The organism is Corynebacterium sp. LaCa78, from assembly GCF_046717505.1.
Lineage (GTDB): Bacteria > Actinomycetota > Actinomycetes > Mycobacteriales > Mycobacteriaceae > Corynebacterium.
On sequence record NZ_CP177112.1, the window covers coordinates 1,265,814 to 1,286,900 of the forward strand.

General features: G+C 59.8%; 20 protein-coding genes. 3 read left to right on the forward strand and 17 right to left on the reverse strand.

Annotated elements, in window-relative coordinates:
• Nucleotides 1–342 (reverse strand): hypothetical protein, encoded by a 342-nt coding sequence (locus ACLI1O_RS06120; protein ID WP_042403724.1) that lies wholly within the window; start codon nt 340–342, stop codon nt 1–3.
• A 127-nt stretch (nt 343–469) separates the two neighbouring features.
• Between ACLI1O_RS06120 and ACLI1O_RS06125 the strand changes: the two genes are divergently transcribed.
• Nucleotides 470–847 carry an RNA polymerase-binding protein RbpA gene (locus tag ACLI1O_RS06125; protein WP_005279221.1) on the forward strand — a complete coding sequence of 126 codons (378 nt, stop codon included), beginning with the start codon at nt 470–472 and terminating at the stop codon, nt 845–847.
• A 78-nt stretch (nt 848–925) separates the two neighbouring features.
• Here ACLI1O_RS06125 and ACLI1O_RS06130 read toward each other — a convergent pair whose 3' ends face one another.
• The 3 genes from ACLI1O_RS06130 to ACLI1O_RS06140 are packed head-to-tail and all read right to left on the reverse strand — an operon-like array spanning nt 926 to nt 3,972.
• Nucleotides 926–1,825 (reverse strand): polyprenol monophosphomannose synthase, encoded by a 900-nt coding sequence (locus ACLI1O_RS06130; RefSeq protein WP_284770677.1) that lies wholly within the window; start codon nt 1,823–1,825, stop codon nt 926–928.
• A gap of 14 nt (nt 1,826–1,839) precedes the next feature.
• Nucleotides 1,840–3,357: an apolipoprotein N-acyltransferase gene (gene lnt, locus ACLI1O_RS06135; RefSeq protein WP_284782818.1), complete on the reverse strand. Its 1,518-nt coding sequence runs from the start codon at nt 3,355–3,357 to the stop codon at nt 1,840–1,842.
• Complete coding sequence (locus tag ACLI1O_RS06140; RefSeq protein ID WP_284782816.1) at nt 3,358–3,972, reverse strand: FxsA family protein; 615 nt, start codon at nt 3,970–3,972, stop codon at nt 3,358–3,360.
• A gap of 87 nt (nt 3,973–4,059) precedes the next feature.
• Here ACLI1O_RS06140 and ACLI1O_RS06145 point away from each other — a divergent pair, with 87 nt between their 5' ends.
• Complete coding sequence (locus ACLI1O_RS06145) at nt 4,060–4,887, forward strand: precorrin-3B synthase (RefSeq protein WP_284782815.1); 828 nt, start codon at nt 4,060–4,062, stop codon at nt 4,885–4,887.
• Here ACLI1O_RS06145 and ACLI1O_RS06150 read toward each other — a convergent pair.
• The 13 genes from ACLI1O_RS06150 to ACLI1O_RS06210 all read right to left on the reverse strand — a co-directional run bounded on the left by ACLI1O_RS06150 (nt 4,884) and on the right by ACLI1O_RS06210 (nt 20,201).
• Nucleotides 4,884–5,630 (reverse strand): SDR family oxidoreductase, encoded by a 747-nt coding sequence (locus ACLI1O_RS06150; protein ID WP_284782810.1) that lies wholly within the window; start codon nt 5,628–5,630, stop codon nt 4,884–4,886. The genes ACLI1O_RS06145 and ACLI1O_RS06150 overlap by 4 nt on opposite strands.
• The gene (locus ACLI1O_RS06155; protein ID WP_411706770.1) at nt 5,631–6,752 is read right to left on the reverse strand and encodes a M24 family metallopeptidase; all 1,122 of its coding nucleotides are present in this window, start codon (nt 6,750–6,752) and stop codon (nt 5,631–5,633) included.
• 35 nt (nt 6,753–6,787) lie between these two features.
• Nucleotides 6,788–9,604: a DEAD/DEAH box helicase gene (locus tag ACLI1O_RS06160; protein ID WP_411706771.1), complete on the reverse strand. Its 2,817-nt coding sequence runs from the start codon at nt 9,602–9,604 to the stop codon at nt 6,788–6,790.
• Between the two features lie 21 nt (nt 9,605–9,625).
• On the reverse strand, nt 9,626–10,735 hold the full coding sequence (gene tatC, locus ACLI1O_RS06165; RefSeq protein ID WP_349838779.1) for a twin-arginine translocase subunit TatC: 1,110 nt from the start codon (nt 10,733–10,735) through the stop codon (nt 9,626–9,628).
• A gap of 124 nt (nt 10,736–10,859) precedes the next feature.
• The gene (gene tatA, locus ACLI1O_RS06170; protein WP_284770669.1) at nt 10,860–11,129 is read right to left on the reverse strand and encodes a Sec-independent protein translocase subunit TatA; all 270 of its coding nucleotides are present in this window, start codon (nt 11,127–11,129) and stop codon (nt 10,860–10,862) included.
• A gap of 113 nt (nt 11,130–11,242) precedes the next feature.
• Nucleotides 11,243–12,196, reverse strand: a complete 954-nt coding sequence (locus ACLI1O_RS06175; protein WP_284852405.1) for a helix-turn-helix transcriptional regulator — start codon at nt 12,194–12,196, stop codon at nt 11,243–11,245.
• A gap of 4 nt (nt 12,197–12,200) precedes the next feature.
• On the reverse strand, nt 12,201–13,187 hold the full coding sequence (locus ACLI1O_RS06180) for a helix-turn-helix transcriptional regulator (RefSeq protein WP_349838777.1): 987 nt from the start codon (nt 13,185–13,187) through the stop codon (nt 12,201–12,203).
• A gap of 35 nt (nt 13,188–13,222) precedes the next feature.
• Nucleotides 13,223–14,602: a Pup--protein ligase gene (pafA, locus tag ACLI1O_RS06185; protein ID WP_349838797.1), complete on the reverse strand. Its 1,380-nt coding sequence runs from the start codon at nt 14,600–14,602 to the stop codon at nt 13,223–13,225.
• Between the two features lie 38 nt (nt 14,603–14,640).
• Nucleotides 14,641–14,832, reverse strand: a complete 192-nt coding sequence (locus ACLI1O_RS06190; RefSeq protein ID WP_005279201.1) for a ubiquitin-like protein Pup — start codon at nt 14,830–14,832, stop codon at nt 14,641–14,643.
• Nucleotides 14,833–14,863: 31 nt separating this feature from the next.
• Nucleotides 14,864–16,408 carry a depupylase/deamidase Dop gene (gene dop, locus ACLI1O_RS06195; RefSeq protein WP_005279199.1) on the reverse strand — a complete coding sequence of 515 codons (1,545 nt, stop codon included), beginning with the start codon at nt 16,406–16,408 and terminating at the stop codon, nt 14,864–14,866.
• Entirely contained in the window at nt 16,393–17,973 is a 1,581-nt protein-coding gene (gene arc / locus ACLI1O_RS06200; protein ID WP_237791911.1) for a proteasome ATPase, read from the reverse strand. Before arc ends, dop begins: the two co-directional genes overlap by 16 nt.
• 109 nt (nt 17,974–18,082) lie before the next feature.
• On the reverse strand, nt 18,083–18,919 hold the full coding sequence (locus ACLI1O_RS06205) for a tRNA (adenine-N1)-methyltransferase (protein WP_005279195.1): 837 nt from the start codon (nt 18,917–18,919) through the stop codon (nt 18,083–18,085).
• A 28-nt stretch (nt 18,920–18,947) separates the two neighbouring features.
• Complete coding sequence (locus ACLI1O_RS06210; protein ID WP_284849609.1) at nt 18,948–20,201, reverse strand: M18 family aminopeptidase; 1,254 nt, start codon at nt 20,199–20,201, stop codon at nt 18,948–18,950.
• Between the two features lie 46 nt (nt 20,202–20,247).
• Between ACLI1O_RS06210 and ACLI1O_RS06215 the strand changes: the two genes are divergently transcribed.
• Entirely contained in the window at nt 20,248–21,081 is an 834-nt protein-coding gene (locus ACLI1O_RS06215; protein WP_284849610.1) for a RecB family exonuclease, read from the forward strand.
• The last annotated feature ends 6 nt before the right edge of the window (nt 21,082–21,087 follow it).

The following is a 21,087-nucleotide window of genomic DNA, read 5'->3' on the forward strand; positions in this document are numbered from 1 at the left end:
CTATCGAAGTCCTTCTAAACGCCGAGCCAGCGAAATAAGCTCCTCACACAGACTGGAAAGCTCTTCCGCGCTCGCGCCTTCTTCTGCGGCGGTTTGAATGTCTTCTGCGGAACACCGCAATTCAAAAAGGCCGTCGCGCAAACCTTGCACTTTATCTGGGCTTAAGATTACTGCATCGGCAGGAATATCCGTGCCACTAACATTGTTTCTTTGTTCATAAGCACGCTGTTTGCACGAGGCGCTGCAAAACTTACGTGGTCGTCCCCTACCGCCTTGGTCAATATCCTTTCCACACCATTGGCAGGAACCGACATTGCTTTCACGACTAGCTGTACGGATCACTAGATACACTTTAGTCCATTAAACGGCGGGCTGGGAACAATACCGCGTGGGTGTTCGTTATAATAAATAGCTCTTAGGCGAAACTATCGCCGTCAATCAGGGATCTCTTTGAAAAGGATGATGTTGCATGGCAGATCGCGTACTCCGTGGCAGCCGTATGGGTGCAGTCAGCTACGAAACTGACCGCGACCACGACCTCGCACCGCGCCAGATGGTGAAATACCGCACGGACGATGGTGAAATTTATGAGGTGCCCTTTGCACATGAGGCAGAAATCCCTGAAGAATGGATGTGCAAGAATGGCAAGCTGGGCCACCTCGTAGAGGGCGAAGGCGTGGAAGCTAAGCCCATCAAGCCACCTCGCACCCACTGGGATATGCTGCGGGAGCGCCGTTCCATCGAGGAACTCGATGAGCTTTTGGAAGAGCGCATTAACCACCTGCGCTCCCGCCGTCGGACCGCTGCTCGCCTCCTCAAGGAGCAAGAACAGCAGAAGAAGTCTTAAAGGCTCAAGCGGAATTAATTTAAGCCCGTACCCTGGCTGCCATATTGGCACGGGGTACGGGCTTTTTAGCTGCCTAGGTTATTTCTTCTTGGTCAGCTGGCCCACCTGGTGCTTGACCAAGTATCCCAGCTCATTGGCCAAATTGGTGGCCCAGCCCACACCGTTGCGCGCCTTCTGGCCAGCATTGTGAACGGAGCCGTGTTTGACCTCGTGGTCCGCCAGCTTGGACATCTCGCCGGCAAAATCTTTCACCTGCTCCGCGCGGTGGGCCACGCCCCACTTGGTTACCTCGAAGAGAGAGTCCTTGACAAAGGAACCATCCAGCTTGGACTCGCCGTACTCGCGCTCGGTGAAGGTGATGGGTACCTCGCGGATATCGTATCCAGCCTTGACTGCGCGGAAGGCCAGGTCCACCTGGAAGATGTAACCGGCCTTAGACAGCTCATCAAAGTCGATGTCTTCCAAGAGTTCGCGGCGGAAGGCGCGGTAGCCGGCGGTCATATCGGACAGGTCGGTACCGAGCGCGAAAGAGATGTAGAGGTTGCCCAAGCGGGACAGGTACTCGCGGGATGCCGGCCAGTTGACGGTCTCGCCACCCGGCACGTAGCGGGAACCGATAACGAGGTCAGCGCCCTTGTCAATCTCTTCCAGCAGCAGGTGCAGCTGTTCTGGGGCGTGGGAGCCATCAGCATCCATTTCACAAAGGACCTGGTAGTCGCGCTCCAGTCCCCATTCAAAGCCTGCGATATAAGCGCCCAAGAGACCGCCCTTGCCCTCGCGGTGCAGCACGTGAATGTGGTCATCTTCTGCTGCGAAAGCATCGGCTTTCTCGCCGGTGCCGTCGGGGGAATTATCATCCACAACGAGGATGTGAACCTCTGGCAGCGCCTCGCGGACACGGCCGGTAATCAGGGGAAGGTTTTCAATCTCGTTATACGTTGGGATGATAACCAGCGTCGCAGAATCAAGAGTGCTCACAGTAATTAATGCTCCTACTTTTCTTTAGCGCCGACACCGCGAGGTGTACGACCCAATCGGTTGGTACGCACGGCAACGAGTGCGCAGACGGTACCAATAATAACCATCAGCCACTGCATGAGCGAACCGTAGCGCACCGAAAATGTTTCACCGGTTTTTAGAGGCAGGCTTTCTACCAGTGTCGCGGGCTCAAATAGCTCCGTGGATTGGCTCACGCTACCATCTGGGTGCACGAGTGCGGAGACTCCAGAGGTGGCTGCAACCACGACGGCGCGGTCGGTTTCAAGCGCCCGCAGCCTGCTCATGGCCAGCTGCTGGTACGTCATATCGGAAAAGCCGAACGTGGCGTTATTGGTTGGCGTCGTAAGAATCTGCGCGCCGTTTTTGATGGATTCGTGGAAGGCATTATCGAAGGAGACCTCGTAGCAGGTCGCCACACCTACCGCGACGGAATTCATGGAGACCACACCGGGCCCGTCCCCTGCTTTGAAATCTCCGGCGAGGTCGACGTAGTCCGAGAAATGCGCGAAGAAGTCCCGCATGGGCATGGTCTCACCGAACGGTTGCAGGTACTTCTTATGGTGGTGATCGCCCACACCGTGGCCGGGGGTAAAGACTTGCATGGTATTGCGCGCGCCCACCTCATCGCGGGTGGCGGTACCGACCAACACGGGAGCGTCGATGGCATCGACGGCACCGCTAATGGCCTGGGCTGCTTCGCCGTCGCGGAAAGGATCGATATCGGAAGAATTTTCCGGCCAGATCACCAGATCTATATCGTCTTCGCGGCGCGCGAGTTTCTCTGTTTCCTGGACGTGGTTATTCAGGACCGCACGACGCTGCCCAGCGAAGTCCAAACCGCTGCGCGGCACGTTTCCTTGGATGGCCGCCACCTTGGTATCTCCCACTTTGGTATCTGCGGGATCGATGCCGCGCTCGGCCGCGAGTCCCGCAATGAGTGGGAGAATAAGGGCGGCGCCAGCCGCGATCTTTACCCGCCCACCGCGCAGCAATAAGCCGGCAAGGCCGCAAGCACACAATGCCGTTGTCACCGTAATCAGCGAGGTCCCGCCCCACGGCGCGAGATTGGCTAAGGGCCCTTCAATTTGCCCCCACGCCAGCTTGACCCAGGGAAATCCCCCAAAGGGCACCGTGGAACGAAGGACCTCGACGGCGAGGTACACGAGGGGAAAGACCAGAAATCCATATCGCCATCGCGCCACCGCGGCCCCGAAGATACCTAAAAGGATGGCATAGACCGAAAGCCAGATAGCAAGCGCCGCATAGGGCACGGTCCCAACCAACTCGCCAATCCACGGCAGGCTCAGCAGGTACAAGACCAACCCGTGCGTCACCGCCAAAAGCGCGCCTACGGATCCGCGCACCTGTCGCCCACGCCACGGCATCAGGCTCACATATAACAGGGCGATGCCAATAATCGCGCCCCACCACCAGCCACGCGGCTCAACGGCGGTAAAGGTCAGCGCACCAGAAATGCCCGCTATGACGAGGCGGGCGAAAAATACCGCCACTTATTTTCCACCCTGTGAGTTATCGTCGCCTCCGCGGGGACCGAAGTCATCAGGATCTAGGTTCTCGGACCAGTTGCGCAGCTCTTCCTCATCGATTACCTCGTGGGAGTCGCTCTGACCAGACGATTGCCCAAAAGCCTGTCCAAAAGATTGCCCCGAGGCCTGCCCAAAGGATCCAAAATTGCCATAGCTATCGTGCTGCTGTGCCATGGGCGATGCCTCGTAGATGCGCACACCCATCTTCTCTACCTTGCGGTAGATGGATACGGCCATAAACTTTCGAAAGAGCGACCGCGTTGGGGCGAAGATGAGCAGGATCCCCATAAAACTAGTCAAAAATCCGGGCAGGGACAGCAGCATGCCACCGGCCAGGGTGAGGCCCACATTCCCGGCGGTTTTGCCCATATCGTTATCGCGGACGTAGTAGGTCCCGTCACCAGCCTGCTCTACTTGTTTTCCCATCAACCGGCGCACCTCGATGCCAGCGATGGACATTCCAAAGAACATGGTGATGAACAGGGCAATGAGCGCCCAAAAGACGCCAATCCACTCGGCGACGGCCCAAAACGCTAGGGTTTCCGCCAGCATATAGAGGACGAGATATAAAAACGGCATAGCTTCCAGTTTAACGAGCAAAGCTGACGATATGCTGGCAACACTCGATCCCGGCGCAGGGCTTCTCACCGGCTACACTGGCAAGCTATGCATTACCCCAAATTTTTCCAGCATCCCGAGTCCGGCACCTGCCTGCGCCTGCACGTTGTGGGCGGTTTTACCAGCCCTAATGATTGGATCCATTTGGGTTATTGCGCGGCGCACTGGGCCGATGGCAGCGTTTATATTCGCCCCAATTCCGCCATCGAGTTGCGGGGAGTTACAGACAAGGCCCAGCTCGCGGCGGAGCTGGATAAATTAGAGCTGCTAAGCTTCCACATTCCCGTGCTGGCCTCTCCCCTTGCTCCCGCGGCGCAGCAGGCAGCGCGCCAGCTGACCGCGCACCTGAATACCGAGCAGCCGGGCTTGGAGTCGCTCGCGATTACCACTGACGCCGACGACCTGCCGGTTTCTGCCGCGCAGGTCAGTATGCAGCTGCTTGACGATGCCACCTTAAACATCACCCATTCCCCCGCCACCAACAGCCCGACCGCGGGCCTCTCGCTTGCCGATGCCGCAGCCCACCTCCGTCGCCTCGGTGCCTTGCGCACCGAGGCGAGGAATACCGAAGCAAAAGGCACTGGGGCAGCTGGTGTGGAACTCGCCGCAGAGCCTGGCCCCATTGGCTGGTTGGATGAGCACCAGGCAGAAGGCGTGGTCGACCTTGGTGCGGGGGTCTACCAAGGCGCCATCCCGGCGCAGTTCGCGCAGCTTATCGGTCAGCTAGAAGTGGACATCACGGTCACCCCGTGGGGAGGCCTAGTCTTTCACGACATCGCAGAGGGCGATGCCGAGGTCGTCCTCCGCGTGCTCGCCCCGCGCGGTTTCATCTTCGATATCAATTCGCCCCTGCTGCGGGACGGCGAGGCCGGCTAACGCGGCATATGCCGCCACACGGGCCGGGGCACCAACCGCATGACCCAGGCCAAGGCTTGCAGGGCCTTCGGGATCCACAGGGTGTGGCTGCGCGCCTGACCGCGGCGGTCGTCGTTGTCTATGCAGGCAACGACGGCATCGGCGACATCGCCTGGCCGCACCGATAGCGGGGCCGGTTTCATCCCCAGGGTCATGGACCCAATGACGAACCCGGGGCGCGCGGTAATCAGCCCGAGCCCACTGCCGTGCAACCTGTCCGCGAGGCCCTGGCAAAAAGCATCCAGTCCGGCCTTGGTGGAACCGTAGACATAATTGGCGCGACGGGCTCGCCACCCAGCGATGGAGGAAAAGGCCACGATATGGCCGCGCGGCATCGACTGCGCCGCTACCGTGAGCACGGAGACTTGGGCGGTGTAGTCGATGGTGGCGATCTGTGCCGCGTGGGACGGGTCGGATTCCGCCTTGTCTTGATCCCCCAGGATGCCGAAGGCGACCGCCGTCAGCTCGATGGCGCCGACGCGTTCCTTGGCCTCGGTAAAGATCTGGCGGTGTTGGGAGAAATCCTCCGCGTCAAAGGACAGCTGGTGGACGCTGCGTGCACCTGCGGCCTTAAGCTGGGCGGTAATCTCCTCCAGCCCGTGGGTCCCGCGGGCGGCGAGGACGATGTCGTTACCGCGGGCCACGCGTCGGGCGATTTCGCCGCCGATATCGCTGCGCCCGCCCAGGATCAGTACGCCAGCCACTTAACGCACTTCGCGTTCAACGACGTTGAGGGACTCGTAGCCATCCTTGGTAAGTACCACGATGTCTTCCAGCCGCATGCCCCACTGGCCTTCTAGGTAAATGCCTGGCTCAATGGAAAAGGCCATGCCCTCTTCCAGCGCTAGGTCATTTCCCTCCATGATGAAGGGCTCTTCGTGGGTCGAGAGACCAATTCCGTGGCCGGTGCGGTGGACGAATTTATCGCCCCAGCCGGCATCGGCAATAGCCTTCCTAGCAATCCCGTCGATTTCTTCAGCCGTGCTGCCGGGCTTGGCGGCGGCGCGGGCGGCCGCTTGGGCATCGTAAAGCACGGCATATGCGTCTTGGAAGTCCTGCGGCGCCTGGCTGAGATCGCCGCCTACGACGTAGGTGCGGGTGCAATCGGAGTGATAGCCGGAGGGCAAGGTACCCCCGAGATCCACGACAACGGGCTCGCCCGCAGCCAGCTTCCGGTCAGAGAAGCTGTGGTGCGGATTGGCGCCATTCGGGCCAGAACCTACGATGACAAAGTCAATGATGGAATGCTCTTTGAGGATGAGCTTTTCCAGTTCATGCGCCACCTCGGCCTCGGTGCGGCCGGGCTGCAGGAGCTCAGGAACCCGGGCGTGCACGGCGTCGATAGCCTGGCCGGCATTGCGCAGCTCCGCGATTTCCGCCTCATCCTTGCGGGTGAAAAGCTCCGCGAGCGCATAGGTGGCAAGGACATAATCCGCCTCGGGCACGCGCGCCTGGAACTGCAGAATATGGTCTGCCGTCAGGGATTGTCCCAGCGCGACCTTCTTGATCGACGCAGCACCCTTGAGGGCGAGCTCGTAGGGATTATCGCCGTCATTCCACCCGCGCAGCTCCACATCCAGCTTGCCGACGGGCGCCGATTTAATATCCGTAATATCCGTATTCGGCGAGACAATCCACGGCGTACCGCTTTGGGGAACGGCTAACACCGTCAGGCGTTCGTGGGACGATACCCACGAACCGGTCAGGTAGGCAAAATCAGGGCCGGTGCCAATCAGCAAAAGGTCAATGCCCTGCTGGGCGGCCGCTTCTTGCGCGGCCGAGAGCCGGCGCGAATACACTTCGGGAGAAAAAGCCTGAGTAGTCATGGCCCACAGTCTACTAGCCAGTAGGACGGGCTAGCTTAAGCCCCGATCGCGACAACCCCGCGCTGAATGGCGTCGATTGCGCGGCGCGCATTGCGCTGAATCTGGCCATCGTAGCCAGTCTTGGCGATTTGCTGCAGGAGGTCCACAACTTGGCGGCACCACCGCACGAAATCACCGGGAGTAAGCTCCGCGCCCGCTTCATTGGCCGCCGCCATGCAATAGCCCAAGGGCGCACCCGCCGCCCACTGGTGAATGGCCAGCGCAAATCCGGCTTCAGGCTCGCGCGTTGGGGGCAGGCGGTGGCGGCGTTCATCGGCGCCGAGCTCGGTATAGATGCGCCAGGTCGCATTCATGGCATCGGCCATGCGATCCGTTGCCGCCTCCGGCTGGCCCCCAGTGGCCTTCCTATTTTCAAAGCAGCACAGAGATGCAACGCCGGCCAATTCCGCCGGATCCAGCTCATCCCAAATGCCTCGCTTCAGGCATTGGGCAACGAGCAGATCGGATTCGCTATGAATCTTTGCCAGGCGCTCGCCTTCCTCAGTGATGACCGGCGTGCGATCATTGCCGGCACCAGAGAACTCGACATAGTCCATCTCCGCGAGCAGATCCACGATGCGTTCAAAGGTTCGGCCCAATGTATCGGTCGCCTTATTCACCTTGGCCTGCAGCTTTTCGAGGTCGCGCTCGCGGCGCGCCAACTTCTGCGCCACGCCGGCCAGTTGCTCCCTGTCGGTGGCGGGCCAGTCGTGTGCAGGGTGCTCGCGAATGGCATCGCGCAACTCGCCTATCCGCTTATTTGGTCGCAGACGTGGCTTCGACTTCATTCGCTTTGGGCGGTCAAACTTTTCGCGGTGGAAGACATCCTGGATGTACTTGGTATTGCGCCGCGGATTCTTCCGCACCGGCTTCGGGATCTTAATACGGCCCAGTTGAATCGGCGGATTGCTAATACCAGTGGCATCGATGCGCCCTGACCACCCAGATTCCGTGGTCACCCACGGGCGAGGATCTTCAGTCTGGTTGGCCGGGGTGACCACCGCGGCAAGAGTGGGGCGCTTCTTTCCGGCAAGCGCGATGACATCGCCCAATTGCAGGCGGGCTAGCACCGCAACCACTTCCTGGGTGCGCTGGTGTTCCTTATCGACCTTGGATTGCTTTTCTTCCGCCGTCAACTCGCGGCGCAGCCGGATATAATCCATGAGCACCTCGGCGGGATCCTCGCCGTCCTTGGCTGGTGGTGCGAGGGCATCCACGGCATCGTCAAGCTGCTCACGCAATTCGCGCACGCGATGCTCCGCGCGCTCTAAATCGCGGGTTTCTTCCACCACGGAACCATCGGCCTGGAACTGCGCGAAAGACTTTTCCAGTAGCCGCAGCGAGTCCTCAAAGCCGAGCATGCCCAGCAGGTTGATGGCCATGTTATAGCCCGGCGCAAACGTAGAAATGAGCGGATACGTGCGCGTTGAAGCTAAACCGGCGACAAAACGCGGATCCATAGCCGGTGCCCACTGCACGACCGCGTTGCCCAGGGTATCGATTCCGCGCCGGCCGGCGCGCCCGGTCAGCTGCGTGTATTGGCCTGGCGTGAGATCCACGTGTGCTTCGCCATTGAACTTGATCAACTTCTCGAGCACCACCGTGCGGGCTGGCATATTAATGCCCAAGGCAAGAGTCTCGGTAGCAAATACCGCGCGTACTAAACCGCGGACGAAGAGATCTTCTACGATGTGGCGAAACGCCGGGAGCATCCCTGCGTGGTGGGCGGCAAAACCACGGGAGAGCGCTTCGCGCCACCGCCGGAAATCCAAGACCTGCAAGTCTTCTTCCGGAATGCCCTCAACGCCGGCATCGACGATGGTCTTGATCTCTTCTGCTTCCTCTTGCGTCGTCAGCACCATCCTGCTGCGCAGGCACTGATAGAGCGCGCCATCGCAACCGGCGCGGGAAAAGATGAAGGTAATCGCGGGCAGCATATCTTGCGATTGCAGCACCTTCAGCACCTCAGGGCGTCCTAAGGGGCGGTAGCGATCTTGCGGCCGGGAGGAACCGGAACGCCCGCCCGCTTTACCATGAAATTCGCTGCGCCCGCCGCCCTTGTGGCGCGCCCTCGCGCGAAAACCCTTGCCGGATTTATAGTCCGCGTGCCCATCATCGCTATCGCCTGCCTCCAAGCGCTGAATGCGGCGCTCTAATTCGGAATTGACCTGGCCGCCGGATTCCGGCTCAAAGAGCGGGTAAATCTTGCGGCCCAGCATCATCCATTGATCAAGTGGGACCGGCCGGTGTTCGGTCACAATGACAGAGGTATCGCCGCGGACCGTGGCGAGCCATTCACCGAATTCCTCGGAATTGGACACGGTGGCAGACAGCCCAATGATGGATACGTGGTCCGCCAAGTTCAAGATGACTTCTTCCCAGACCGCGCCGCGGGAGGCATCTGCAAGGAAGTGGATTTCATCCATGACCACGTGAGTAAGTCTATCCAGCGCGGGAGAATCCGCGTAGATCATATTGCGCAGCACCTCGGTGGTCATGACGACGATTTCGGCATCGGCGTTAATGGAGACATCGCCAGTAAGCAGACCGACGGCATCCTCGCCGTGCTCAGCGACGAGGTCGTGGTATTTCTGGTTGCTCAGCGCCTTAATCGGGGTGGTATAAAAGCACTTCGTGCCGCGGCTTAAGGCCAAAGAAACGGCGAACTCGCCAACGACGGTTTTACCTGCACCAGTTGGGGCGCAAACGAGCACCCCTTGGCCATTTTCTACCGCCTCACACCCCTGCACCTGGAACTCATCCAAGGGGTATGGGAGGCCGGCGGCGAAGGTATCCAGGTGAGTTTCAGTCATATCTCACAAGGCTACCCGTGCTTAAAGCACATCGTCGAAAAAGCCGCCTTCATCGGTAGGTCGCTGCGGACCCTTGCGATCCTCAGCCCGTTGGGAAGTGCTATCCGAAGCCCGATTTTCCGTGCGGACGGTCTGCAATGACGCCCCAGCTGCCGCAGGCTTAGGCGAGGCATATACGCCCGACGGGGCATCGACAGGCGCGGGCCCGCCCACACCAGTGGGGCTTTCGTCTAGCGCAGACGCGGATTCATCATCAAGATCCATCCAGTCAGGACGCTGCCGGTTCTGGCGCTTGTCGTGAATGCGGCAGAACTGGAAGGCAATCTCAATAAGCAGCATCAGGCTGGCGGACAATACCACCATCGTGAAGGGATCTTGGCCTGGGGTCACGAAGGCGGCGAAGATCATCACCACGACGATGACGATGCGGCGCTTATCCTTAACGTGGTTATATTCCAAGACGCCGATGAGATTGAGCGAGACGATTAACAGCGGAATCTCGAAGCTGATGCCAAAGATGAGCAACAGCGCCAAGAGGAAGTAGAAGTATCGCTCACCAGTTAATGCTGCGGTTTGATACTCAGCGCCAATGCCGACGAGGAATTCCAAGCCCACGGACAAGATGAAGTAGGCCAAGATGGCACCCGCGAGGAAGAGGGAGACGGCCACAACGACGAAGCTCAAGGTGTAGCGGCGCTCATTCTTATGCAGGCCTGGCACGATAAATGCCCACACCTGGTAGAGCCAGACTGGGGACGAAATAACCGTACCTGCCAACGCACCGACCTTCAGGCGCAAAATGAGCATCTCGAAGGGGCTGGTGGCAAGCAAGCGGCATTCGCCATCGTTATTGAAGTTGGCTCGTTTATCTTCCGGCAATGAGCAATAAGGCTCGCGCAGGATTTCTCCCAGCGGTGGAATCCGGAAGGGCGCCTGCTGGTACCAAATAAAACCGATGATCGCGCCGATAACCAAGGCAAGCAAGGAAATAATGATCCTTCGCCGCAGCTCTTGCAGGTGCTGCACTAAGGTCATCTCGCCCGTTGGGTTCTTGGGCTTGCGTGAAAAACCTCGCCGCTTGCGGCGCACGCGGGATCCGTGTTCACCGGCAGGGTTGGACTGTGAGGACATCAATTTGGCTCTTTCAACGCACAAGAGCGAACACTACCCTGCCCACTCGATTTCTGAGGGCCGGTCTCCGACACGGCCGACGAGTGCATAGGCAGAGCGTGTTCGCCTTTTTAGCTGGCAGGCGTTAATTCTGGGAGGAAGAGTTTCCCTGCTGGTGGCCAGGCTGCATATCTGGGCGGTTCCAGAACTCCTCATCGGACTGCTGGCGCTTCTGGCTCAGTTGAGCTTGGGTCTCAGAGCGCTTGGTGTCCTCCGATTGCATTTCATTGACCTCAGATTTGAAAATGCGCATCGAGCGGCCCATGGAACGAGCAAGATCCGGCAATTTCTTCGCGCCAAATAGCAAGATGATGACGAGAACAATCAGGCCGATTTCCAATGGTCCTAAGGTCATAAGATCCTCTTTCGGTTCTTCTTTGCCTGCGCCAGATGGCCGCCGCGCTCCCTGACTTCGCGGGAAAATTCGCGAGGCAATTTTAAGACGCATGTGCGTGCAGTAACTGAATTTTAAGTATAGCCCTTCAACGCGGCATTTCCGCGTTTCGCAATGAGATTCACAATAGATTGAGGGGCTGTAACGCGTAACCTATCGGCCTGACCGAGCGCAAAACGAACCAGCCAATCAACGGACCCCACCTGCATCGTTGCAGCTATGGTGCCGTTTTCTAATCGCTTGCCTAGTTGCATATCGTAGTATTCTGCAAGCCAGGTGAATTCTTCATGAATGATTAATTCCACGGAATCCGCCGTACCTAAATTAAAGGGTGCTGCAGCGTCGAAATCCAGCTCTTTAAGGCGCGGATGAGCAGTCTCCTCGGTCAACTCGGCATGCTTGATGCGGTCAATACGAAAGGTCCTGTGCCCCTGCTTTTCTTCTTCCCACGCCGCGAGATAGGGCTCGGCATCCACGATAAAAATCCGGGCCGGATCTACCAGGCGCTCGGTTTCCTTATTAGATGAAGCGCTCCAATAGCGCATCCGGATGCGCCGTTTTTCATTAAGCCCGCGGTTCAAGGTTGCCTGGATGTCGGATTCTTGCGGGTCCACCGTGGATAACGTGTCATAGATGCTCAGCGTGCGTTCATCCATAATGGAACGCAATTTCGCGGCGGCAGACTTAATCGCCCGCGTATCTAATAGCCCGGGCATAGCCTCGAGGGATTCAAGGGTAAGTAAGAGCGCGCCCGCCTCAGTCGGCGTAAGCCGCAATGCTTGCCCCAAGCCTTGGTCATTGTAGATGGTGACCCCATCGCGGTAGCTGAAAGAGAGATCGATGAGCTCTTCGGTATTGCGGCCGGTCCCAGAGCAAAATAGGCGGTCCACGGCATCTTTCAGTTCCCCTGGGTCCATCCCCAAATCCGCGGCTGCCTCCATCGGAGTTTTATCCGGATGGTTTTGGAAGTACGGGATGAGGTTCAGCGACCGGACGAGCGCTTGCAGTTTATGAGATCCATCGGCCATTGGTTTACTCAGCTCCGTTGTGGTTGGCGGCTGCGCGCAAAAGGTTAATGATGTCAGTGCGCACCTCGGGGGGATCGAGCACTTTTACTTCTGGGGCATAGCCTGCGGCGGTGCGCACCAACCAATCCTTTTGGACCCCGGTCAGCACTACGGTGCCTTCGGCAGTGCGCCTACCCACGCTTTCTAGCTCTTGGGCTTGACCTTCAGGAATATACAAGGTCGCATCCACCTTTTCGCCGCGTTGTAGCGCCTCTTTGACGAGCTTGTCGATGTCCACCGTCGGCTCGGAATGCTCAGCCGGCTGGTGGGACCGCTTGATATCGGAAAGCCTTAAGGCTCGGAAGACGCGCGGGGCGGCGCGGTCAACATCGAAGCCAACGATATAGATGCGGCTTTGGTGGTTGACCACTCCCCAGGGATCCATGGTGCGGCGCACTGTCTCTGCTGCCGGATGGGGGCGGTAGGCAAAGGTAATGCGGACTTTATTACGCACGGCGGCCAGGACGAAGGTGATGACCTCGGGTGCGAGGCGGGTGATGTCATTGACCGCGGTATAGACGGGCGCGCCCTCCAGGTTGCGAGAAGCGCCCGAGGCGGCGATCTTGGTCCACCCGGACAGGGAGAAATCGCTCAATCCACCAGGGGTTCCCACTCCCCCTGCGATGCCAAGCACCATCGCTTCTTCCGGTGAAAATTCCACCGGCGGGAGCTGGTAATTGCTTTGGTCGAGGCGGTATGAGGCCCCGTCTTCCCCACCGGTGTGCACGATGGGGACTCCGGCGCGTTGCAAGGTGGCGATATCGCGAGCCAAGGCCTTGGTAAAAGCCTCGTCGGATTTATCGCTATAACCTGCGACGTGGCTGCGGATCCAGGCTGCAGAGCGGTCCGGTGAACCACCCGAATTCGCCGCTCCCTGCAGCGCAAAGGATAGGTTGGTGAGCCTTTCTACCGCCGCATCCTGCCGGCTCGGCGTGGATCGTGATGCCACCACGTTGTCTACTCTCCCCAGTGCTCAATGTGCACGCCCTAGGCGTGATTATCGTGCATATAGTCTAGCAATGCCTCAACGCGCGGATCTGTGGACGCGAAGGGATCGAGCAGTTCCTCGGTGCGCGGTTCTGGGCGGTTGACCTTCAGCCGCGTCCAATCCACGGTCACGTGCGCGCCGCATTCTTCTGCTGCAGCCAGGAACTTTCCGCGCAAAGCCGCGCGCGTAGTCGGCGGTGCGCTGGTTACCGCACGCTCGATGTCTTCATCTTCAATCCAACGCTCAATCATTCCGCGGCGAAGCAGCACGTCGTACAGTCCTCGCCTTGGCCGGATATCGTGATAGGTCATATCAACTTGCGTAAGCTTCGGGTGCGCCCAGTCACCGCCCAAACGGGAGCGGTAGCGCTCGAGCAGCTCGAGCTTGATCACCCAATCAATCTCGCGGTTTACGCCAGAAAAATCTCCGGTCTCGATGGCGCGCAGGATGCGCTCCCACAGGTCAACGACGCGCTCCAATTCCGCCGTGGGCGTGCCGGCGTCTTCGCGGTGAGCAAGCCAATCGCGGGCCCGCGCGCAAAGCTGCTGCTGGACCTCCAAGGCTGTAATGGTTCCCCCGCTAACAAGCGGCAACGGCGTTGAGCCGGTCACATCGCGCGCAATGGAGCGAATGTGGTGGATTGGATCTGCGATCTCGAGCTCGGGTAGCTCGAAGCCTGCCTCCAGCATCTCTAACATGAGCAGGGTGGAGCCGACCTTTAGTGCGATGGTGGGCTCTGCCATATTGGAATCGCCGACGATGATGTGCATGCGGCGGAAGCGCTTGGAATCCCCATGCGGCTCATCGCGGGTATTGATGATGGGCCGGGAACGGGTGGTCGCGGACGATACGCCCTCCCATACCTGATCGGCGCGCTGGGATAAGAGGAATTGCGCGGTGTGATCGCCCTTGGCAGGCTGTACCATTCCCGCCCCGCAGATAAGTTGGCGGGTAATCAAGAACGGCAAGAGCGCCACGCCCAGGTCTTTGAGCACCGTGTGCCGGCTAATGAGGTAATTCTCGTGGCAGCCAAAGGAGTGCCCGGCGGAATCGACGTTGTTCTTAAAAAGGTAGACCGCGCGCTCGTTTCCTTCTTCGGCCAAAGCGTCTTCTGCCTGCAGGGCCAGCCGGTTCATCACGCGGTCACCGGCGCATTCATGGGCGATGAGCTGGCTGAGGCTATCGCATTCGGCGGTGGCTACCTCAGGGTGCGAGCCGACGTCGAGGTACAGGCGGCTGGCATTGGTGGCAAAGATATTGGACGAGGCGTACTTTTCCACGATCGGCCGAAAGAGCACGCGCGCAACCTCATCCGGACTTAATGCCCGCTGTCTCTTCGGCGTCGCGGTGGACAGGCCGTACTCGGTTTCGATGCCCATGATCCGCCGGGCAAAAACGGGACGGGTGGATTCCACGCCTACTGTCCGCCCTTTTGGACGTACGAGCGGACGAATTCTTCCGCGTTATTTTCTAGCAGGCCATCGATCTCATCCAAGAGATCATCGGTGCCAGAGGTGTTGATATTGAGCTGGGTAGCGGTAAATTCTTCCTCTGACTCGGGGCCATTTCCCCCATTATTGCTAGAAACCTGGCGATTCGAAGTGGACACGGTGTCATCCTTTCGTCATATTAGGTGATCATTACTTACGATACTCGGGCTGGATGCCGATGGCAGCAAGCCCTTCAAGTAACTCCTCTACGCTGCTGGCGCCCTCGATAATGCCTTCGCAGTCCGCGCGGGTAAGGCCGCGGGTATCATCCATGGCCACGGTGGCCCAGACGCCATTGCGGGAGCGCCCGTCCGTAGCACCACGGCGCAGGGTGAGGCTTTGCCAACTGGCGGCGATGATGTCTTCGCCGAATTTCTGCGTTATGCGCCCGCGGAAATATGCTCGGGTGTCGGCGGGCGGCTCGGCCGCAGCGTGGTGTAGGTCTTCAGCGGTAAAGAGCTGGCGCATCTGCCCCTTGCGCACCAGCGCATGGTGCAGCGACTTCTCGGGATCGATTTCCGCGTATTGCAGGTCGATCAGGCGCAGCTTGGGATCATCTGGGGCGATGCCGCGGTCGAGGTAGCTCTTGATCAACCGGTACTTGGCCACCCAATCTAGGAGGTGGGCGGCCTTGAGGGGGTCATCGGCAAGCAGCTCTACTGCCTCGTCCCAGGCCGCCAGCACCTTGTGGTCGGCGGAAGTCTCCGGCTGCAGGCGGCGACGGTATTCGGCGAGCAGCTCGAGGGCGGTGAGCGTGCGGCCATCGGCAAGCGTGAGCCGGTGGCGCAATTCGAGGTCGCGGCTTACCAGGGGGACCTCCGCGACGGCATCGGCAAGGCGCAGATCGCTAAAGTCCGTGCCGGCCTCAATGGCATCGAGCACCAGCGAGGTCATGCCCAATTTCAGCAGCGTCGAGGTCTGCGACATATTCGCATCGCCGATGATGACGTGCAGGCGGCCGAAGTCATCGTGGATGGCATGGGGCTCGTCGCGGGTATTGATAATGCCGCGGTTGAGGGTGGTTTCCAGGGAGATTTCCTGCTCAATATAATCCGCGCGCTGGGAAATCTGGAACCCCGGTTCCTCGCCAAACTCCCCGCGCCCCATGCGCCCAGCACCAATGACGACCTGCCGGGCCACGAAGAAGGGAATCAGCGCCTGGGCCATGACCGAAAAATCGGTGCTGCGAGCATACTGATAGTTCTCATGCGAACCGTAGCTGGCGCCCTTGCCATCGACGTTATTCTTGTACAACCGCAGCGGCGGGCACGGCTGCCGGTCCGCCAAGACGGAGTTTCCCTGTGCCGTCAGCTCCGCCACAGCATCCCGGGCCTGCAGCAACGTGTGATCGCCGGCGGCGTCATAGAGCGTCGCGTCCCACGCATTCGTGCACTCCGGAGCGGAATACTCGGGATGGGCATGGTCCACATAGAACCGCGCCCCGCTCGGGGTGACAACATTGGCCACACCAACCGCATTGGGGTCTACCACGGGCACCGTATCGTAGCGCTTGAGATCGAAACCACGCGAATCCCGCAAGGGGTGTTCTTCCGCAAAATCCCAGCGCGAACGCGCCCCCGTATACAGCGCGGCATAGGCCACCACTGCATGGGTCGAGGTAATGATTGGGGAATGCTCCGGCGAGTCCGGCGTAGAAATACCGTATTCCGTTTCTGTTCCTAGCACACGGGCCACGTACAGCTCCTTCCACTCAAAAGTTCCACACTGGTCACACGCGATCCGCCGTGATCCGCGGAAACGATCTTGCTCCATTCCTCGGGGTTGGTCGAGGTGGGCATGTATTCCGATTCTTCCTGCTCGGCGGCGATGGCGGTGCGCAGATGCTGCTTGCCGATGCCCCCTTTAACGCCCCCATCGCCTTCCTCCGCGGCGCGCTGCGCACCGTGGTGCGATAACGCCTCCTTGATGGCCAGCTTCTTTGCCCGGGCCAGGATATTGGCGATCATCGCGCCGGAAACGAAATCGCGGTAGTGCAGGACCTGGCGCTGCCCATTGCTAAAGTGCAGCTGCGCAAAAGGCCTATCGCTATAGAGCTCATCCACGGCATCGCCGATAAGCTCGTCGATATCGCCCTCGTGTGGAATGGATGGATCGAAGTGGCGGGCGAAAATCTCGCGCGCGCCGCGCTTGGTAGGCCGATTGATGCGCACCTTCATATCCAGCCGGCCCGGGCGCATGATGGCGGGGTCAATGAGCTCTTCCCTATTGGTGGCGCCGATGATGACCACATTGCTGAGGCCCTCCACGCCATCGAGCTCCGTCAGTAGCTGCGGAACAACGGTGGTTTCCATATCGGAGGAAACCCCGGATCCACGGGTGCGGAAAATAGATTCCATCTCATCAAAGAAGATGACCACGGGGCGATCCGCGCTGGCCTGGGCAAGCTCGCGGGCGCGTTCAAAGATCAGCCGAATGCGGCGTTCGGTCTCACCGACGTACTTATTCAGCAGCTCTGGGCCCTTAACATTGAGGAAGTAGCTGGATCCGTCTCCCCCCATCTGGGTAGACAGGGAGTTCGCCACGGCCTTAGCAATGAGCGTCTTTCCGCAGCCGGGTGGGCCATAAAGCAACACACCCTTGGGCGGCTGCAAGCCATACTGCCGGTAGAGCTCGGGATGGATAAAGGGCAACTCGACGGAATCGCGGATCTGGGAAATCTGCTCGTCCAAGCCACCGATGTCCTCGTAGCGCACATCGGGTACCTCTTCCAGCGAAAGCTGGGAAACCTCTGCTTGATCGACCTTTTCCACGGCCACGGAAGCCTTTGTATCCAGCAGTACTACCTCGCCCGCGCGCACGCTTTCTTGCAGCGCCTGTGCGAGCAGAACAACGCGGTTATCCCCCGCAGAATTAGCCACGACGGCGCGGCGCTGGTCCAAGCGCTCGACCACGGTGGCAAGCTCGCCAGTCCTCGTAGGAGCGCAGCCTTCGACGACCACGAAGCCATCGCCCAGCCGGACCTGTTGGCCCACCTGCAGGCTGCCCGGCTCCACGTTGGGAGAGACCTTGAGCTGCATGACGCGGCCGTTGGTATAGACCTCCGCGGTGGTGCCCACCTCGCTTTGGTGCGGCGAGTAGGCCAAAAAGACCCCATAAGTAGAGGCGGGTTCTGCAAGCGCATTGACCTCAGCAAATAACTGCTCGAGCTCGGCGCGCGATTTCTGTAATAGCTCCACCAGCTTTTGGTTGCGCGCAGCAAGCTGGCTGAGTTGCCGCTTATTATCCGTGGCTTCATCCATGCTCACCACTTTAACGCGCGAAAAGGTATGAGCGAGGCCACTTTAGCAATTAATTACACCCGTGTACTTAAAAACGCCGTACCCGCGGTGCGCGCGCAGTCAGCCCGCGCTATTTACGGGCCCGGCGCTGGGGGCGCGGCGGGGTCACGCCATCGGCAAGCCGCCTAGTCCAAATGAGGAAGGCAGTGTGCGCATTCATGCGGTGCTCCGGGCGGGTGGCTAGGCCTTCTACCTTCCACTCGCGCACCAGGGATTCCCACGCCTTCGGCTCGGTAAAGCACTGTAGCTCGCGGATTCCCTCCATGACCTTCATCAACTGCGGGACGGTAGCCACATAGGTCATAAACACCCCGCCGGGGATCAACAGATCGCGCACAGTTTCCAGGTTCTCCCATGGCTCCAGCATGTCCAAGATGATGCGGTCTACAGGGCCGCCGAGGTCCTCTGCGGTGACATCGCCAAGATCCCCCAGGCGCGGCGACCACCACTCGGGGCGGGCGCCAAAGTATTCCTCGACGTTATCGACCGCGTACTCCAAGTGATCGTCGCGGATCTCGTAGGAATAGACGTGGCCTTCGGGGCCCACGGCGCGCAGGAGGGACATCGACAAGGCGCCGGAGCCCGCACCAGCCTCCAGCACGCGGGCGCCCATGAAAATATCGCCCTCGACCAAGATTTGCGCGGCGTCCTTGGGATAAATAACGGCGGCGCCCCGCGGCATCGAGAGGACGTGATCCACCATGAGGTGGCGGAAGAGCAGGAAGGACGAGCCCAAGGTGGACTCGATGACGGAACCTTCATCCATCCCCACGATGTCATCGTGGTTGATTATGCCTTTATGGGAATGGAACTGGCCTCCTTCTTTCAAAATGACCGTGTAGTGGCGCCGCTTGGCGTCCGTCAGCTGCACGCGGTCGCCATAGGAAAAGGGGCCAGAATAAGCCATGCCGCAAAACTCCTCGAGGTTGTGGGTACTAACCCTTCAAGTATGCCTCAAGAGCCCGCGAGAGCCATATTTGGTCCTGCTCGCCCACCATCTCGCGCGCGGAGTGCATGGAAAGCATCGGCACGCCCACGTCGACGGTGTCGATGCCCAACCGCGTTGCGGTAATCGGGCCGATGGTCGAGCCGCACGGCACATCGTTATTGCCCACGAAACGCTGCACCGGAACCCCAGCCTTGGCACACGCGGTCTCCCACAGCGCAATCGTCTGTGCATCGGAGGCGTAGCGCTGGTTACCGTTGATCTTGGTCACTGGGCCCTGCCCAATGATCGGCTGGTGGGTGGGATCGTGCTTATCCGCGTAATTGGGGTGCACCGAGTGCGCGGCATCGGCAGACACGCAGCTAGAACGCGCGAACATCTGGAAACGCTCTTCCTCATTGGCCCCCAGAGCGCGGGCGGTGCGGGTCAGCACATCCTGCAGGATCGGCCCGGCGGCACCATAGCGGGAGCTCGAGCCCACTTCCTCATGGTCAAAGGCCATCATGACCAAAATATCGGAGCCGTCATAGTCCTGCGCCGCACGCTGCATGGCCTCCAGCGAGGCGTGCACCGAAGATAGGTTATCCATGCGGCCAGCCGCGATAAACTTTTCGCCCGCACCAAAGACGGCACCCCGGGCGGCATCGGCGGTAATCAGGTTGAAGGAAGCAATATCCTGCTTGGCGATGCCCGCCTGCTCCCCCACCACCTGCAGGATCGACGCCTCTTCATCGCCAACCGTCAACACCGGCTGCATGTGCTTTTGGCGGTCCGGCTTAAACTCATCCTTGCGGTACAAGTGAATGGCCAGCGAAGGAAGTCGCAGGACCGGGCCCGTATTCACGAGGTGCTGGCGCCCATCCGTGGTCACCACTTGGCCGGCGACGGTCAGTTCGCGATCGAACCACGTGTGCAGCAAGGCGCCGCCGTAGATTTCCACCGCTACCTGCTGCCAGCCCGCAGCGGAAAAATCGGGCGTGGGTTTGAGCGCCAGCCCCGGCGAATCAGTATGTGAGCCAACGATGCGGAAACCGGAGTTCTTATCGGCACCTTCCGGCACGTACCACGCGGCAACCGCGCCGCCGCGCACCATGACGTGCCCGCCCGGTGCGGCCGACCAGTCCTCGCGCTCATCCTGAACCTGGAAGTCAGATTCTTGCAGCTGGCGCGCTACCTCATGCGCGGCGTGGTACGACGACGGCGAGGCCGCCAAGAAATCAAGGAACTTATCGGTATAACTCATACCTTCTAGCTTGCCACGAAACTATCGGCGATAGGCTAGATACACCATGGCTACTCCATCTACTCCTCACTCCCGCCCCCGTCCCCTTGCCCTGTCGCCTTCGCGCGCCTCCGACTACCAGCAGTGCCCGCTGCTCTACCGTTTCCGGGCCATCGACAAGATTCCCGAGCCCAAGACCATCGCCCAAGTTAAGGGAACCCTGGTCCACGCGGTTTTAGAAGAAACGCATAAGCTTCCGCGCGAAGAGCGCACCTACCCGGCAGCGGTAAAGATGATTAAACCAAGCTGGGCCGCGATGACAGAAAAGGACGCTGAACTGCTCGAGCTCGTGCCCGAAGAAGAAACGTATGACTTCTTCGTCGCCGCCCGTGAGCTGCTCAAGGGCTATTTCCAGATGGAGAACCCGCAGGGCTTCGACTGCCAAGAAACCGAGATGTATGTCAATACGGTCCTGCCCAACGGCGTGCCCGTGCGCGGGTTTATTGACCGCGTGGACCGCGCCCCCACCGGCGAGGTGCGCGTCGTGGATTATAAGACGGGAAAGAAGCCAGCACCGCGGTTTTCCCAGAGCGCCCAATTCCAGATGCGCTTTTACGCCTTGGTGTACTGGCGCCTGCTGGGCACCATCCCCCACCAGCTGCGGCTGATGTATTTAAAGGTGCTGGACTCGATGTTTTTAGCCCCCACCCAGGAAGAACTCGAATACTTCGAGCGCGATCTAGGCCAGCTGTGGGCCAAGATTGAGGCCGATGGGCGCGCCGGGGATTTTCGCCCGAAGCGCTCCAAGCTCTGTGATTGGTGCGCGCATCAGGCGATCTGCCCCGAATTTGGCGGCACGCCACCGGAGTACCCGGGGTGGCCGGGCTCCGCGGCGGATTAAATCCTT

Excerpts from the sequence above, each read along its gene's own strand:
- ACLI1O_RS06125 (WP_005279221.1), top strand. The coding sequence starts at position 470 with ATGGCAGATCGCGTACTCCGTGGCAGCCGTATGGGTGCAGTCAGCTAC.
- ACLI1O_RS06140 (WP_284782816.1), bottom strand. The coding sequence starts at position 3,972 with ATGCCGTTTTTATATCTCGTCCTCTATATGCTGGCGGAAACCCTAGCG.
- ACLI1O_RS06145 (WP_284782815.1), top strand. The coding sequence starts at position 4,060 with ATGCATTACCCCAAATTTTTCCAGCATCCCGAGTCCGGCACCTGCCTG.
- ACLI1O_RS06155 (WP_411706770.1), bottom strand. The coding sequence starts at position 6,752 with ATGACTACTCAGGCTTTTTCTCCCGAAGTGTATTCGCGCCGGCTCTCG.
- ACLI1O_RS06160 (WP_411706771.1), bottom strand. The coding sequence starts at position 9,604 with ATGACTGAAACTCACCTGGATACCTTCGCCGCCGGCCTCCCATACCCC.
- tatC (WP_349838779.1), bottom strand. The coding sequence starts at position 10,735 with ATGTCCTCACAGTCCAACCCTGCCGGTGAACACGGATCCCGCGTGCGC.
- tatA (WP_284770669.1), bottom strand. The coding sequence starts at position 11,129 with ATGACCTTAGGACCATTGGAAATCGGCCTGATTGTTCTCGTCATCATC.
- ACLI1O_RS06175 (WP_284852405.1), bottom strand. The coding sequence starts at position 12,196 with ATGGCCGATGGATCTCATAAACTGCAAGCGCTCGTCCGGTCGCTGAAC.
- pafA (WP_349838797.1), bottom strand. The coding sequence starts at position 14,602 with ATGGGCATCGAAACCGAGTACGGCCTGTCCACCGCGACGCCGAAGAGA.
- arc (WP_237791911.1), bottom strand. The coding sequence starts at position 17,973 with ATGGATGAAGCCACGGATAATAAGCGGCAACTCAGCCAGCTTGCTGCG.
- ACLI1O_RS06205 (WP_005279195.1), bottom strand. The coding sequence starts at position 18,919 with ATGGCTTATTCTGGCCCCTTTTCCTATGGCGACCGCGTGCAGCTGACG.
- ACLI1O_RS06210 (WP_284849609.1), bottom strand. The coding sequence starts at position 20,201 with ATGAGTTATACCGATAAGTTCCTTGATTTCTTGGCGGCCTCGCCGTCG.
- ACLI1O_RS06215 (WP_284849610.1), top strand. The coding sequence starts at position 20,248 with ATGGCTACTCCATCTACTCCTCACTCCCGCCCCCGTCCCCTTGCCCTG.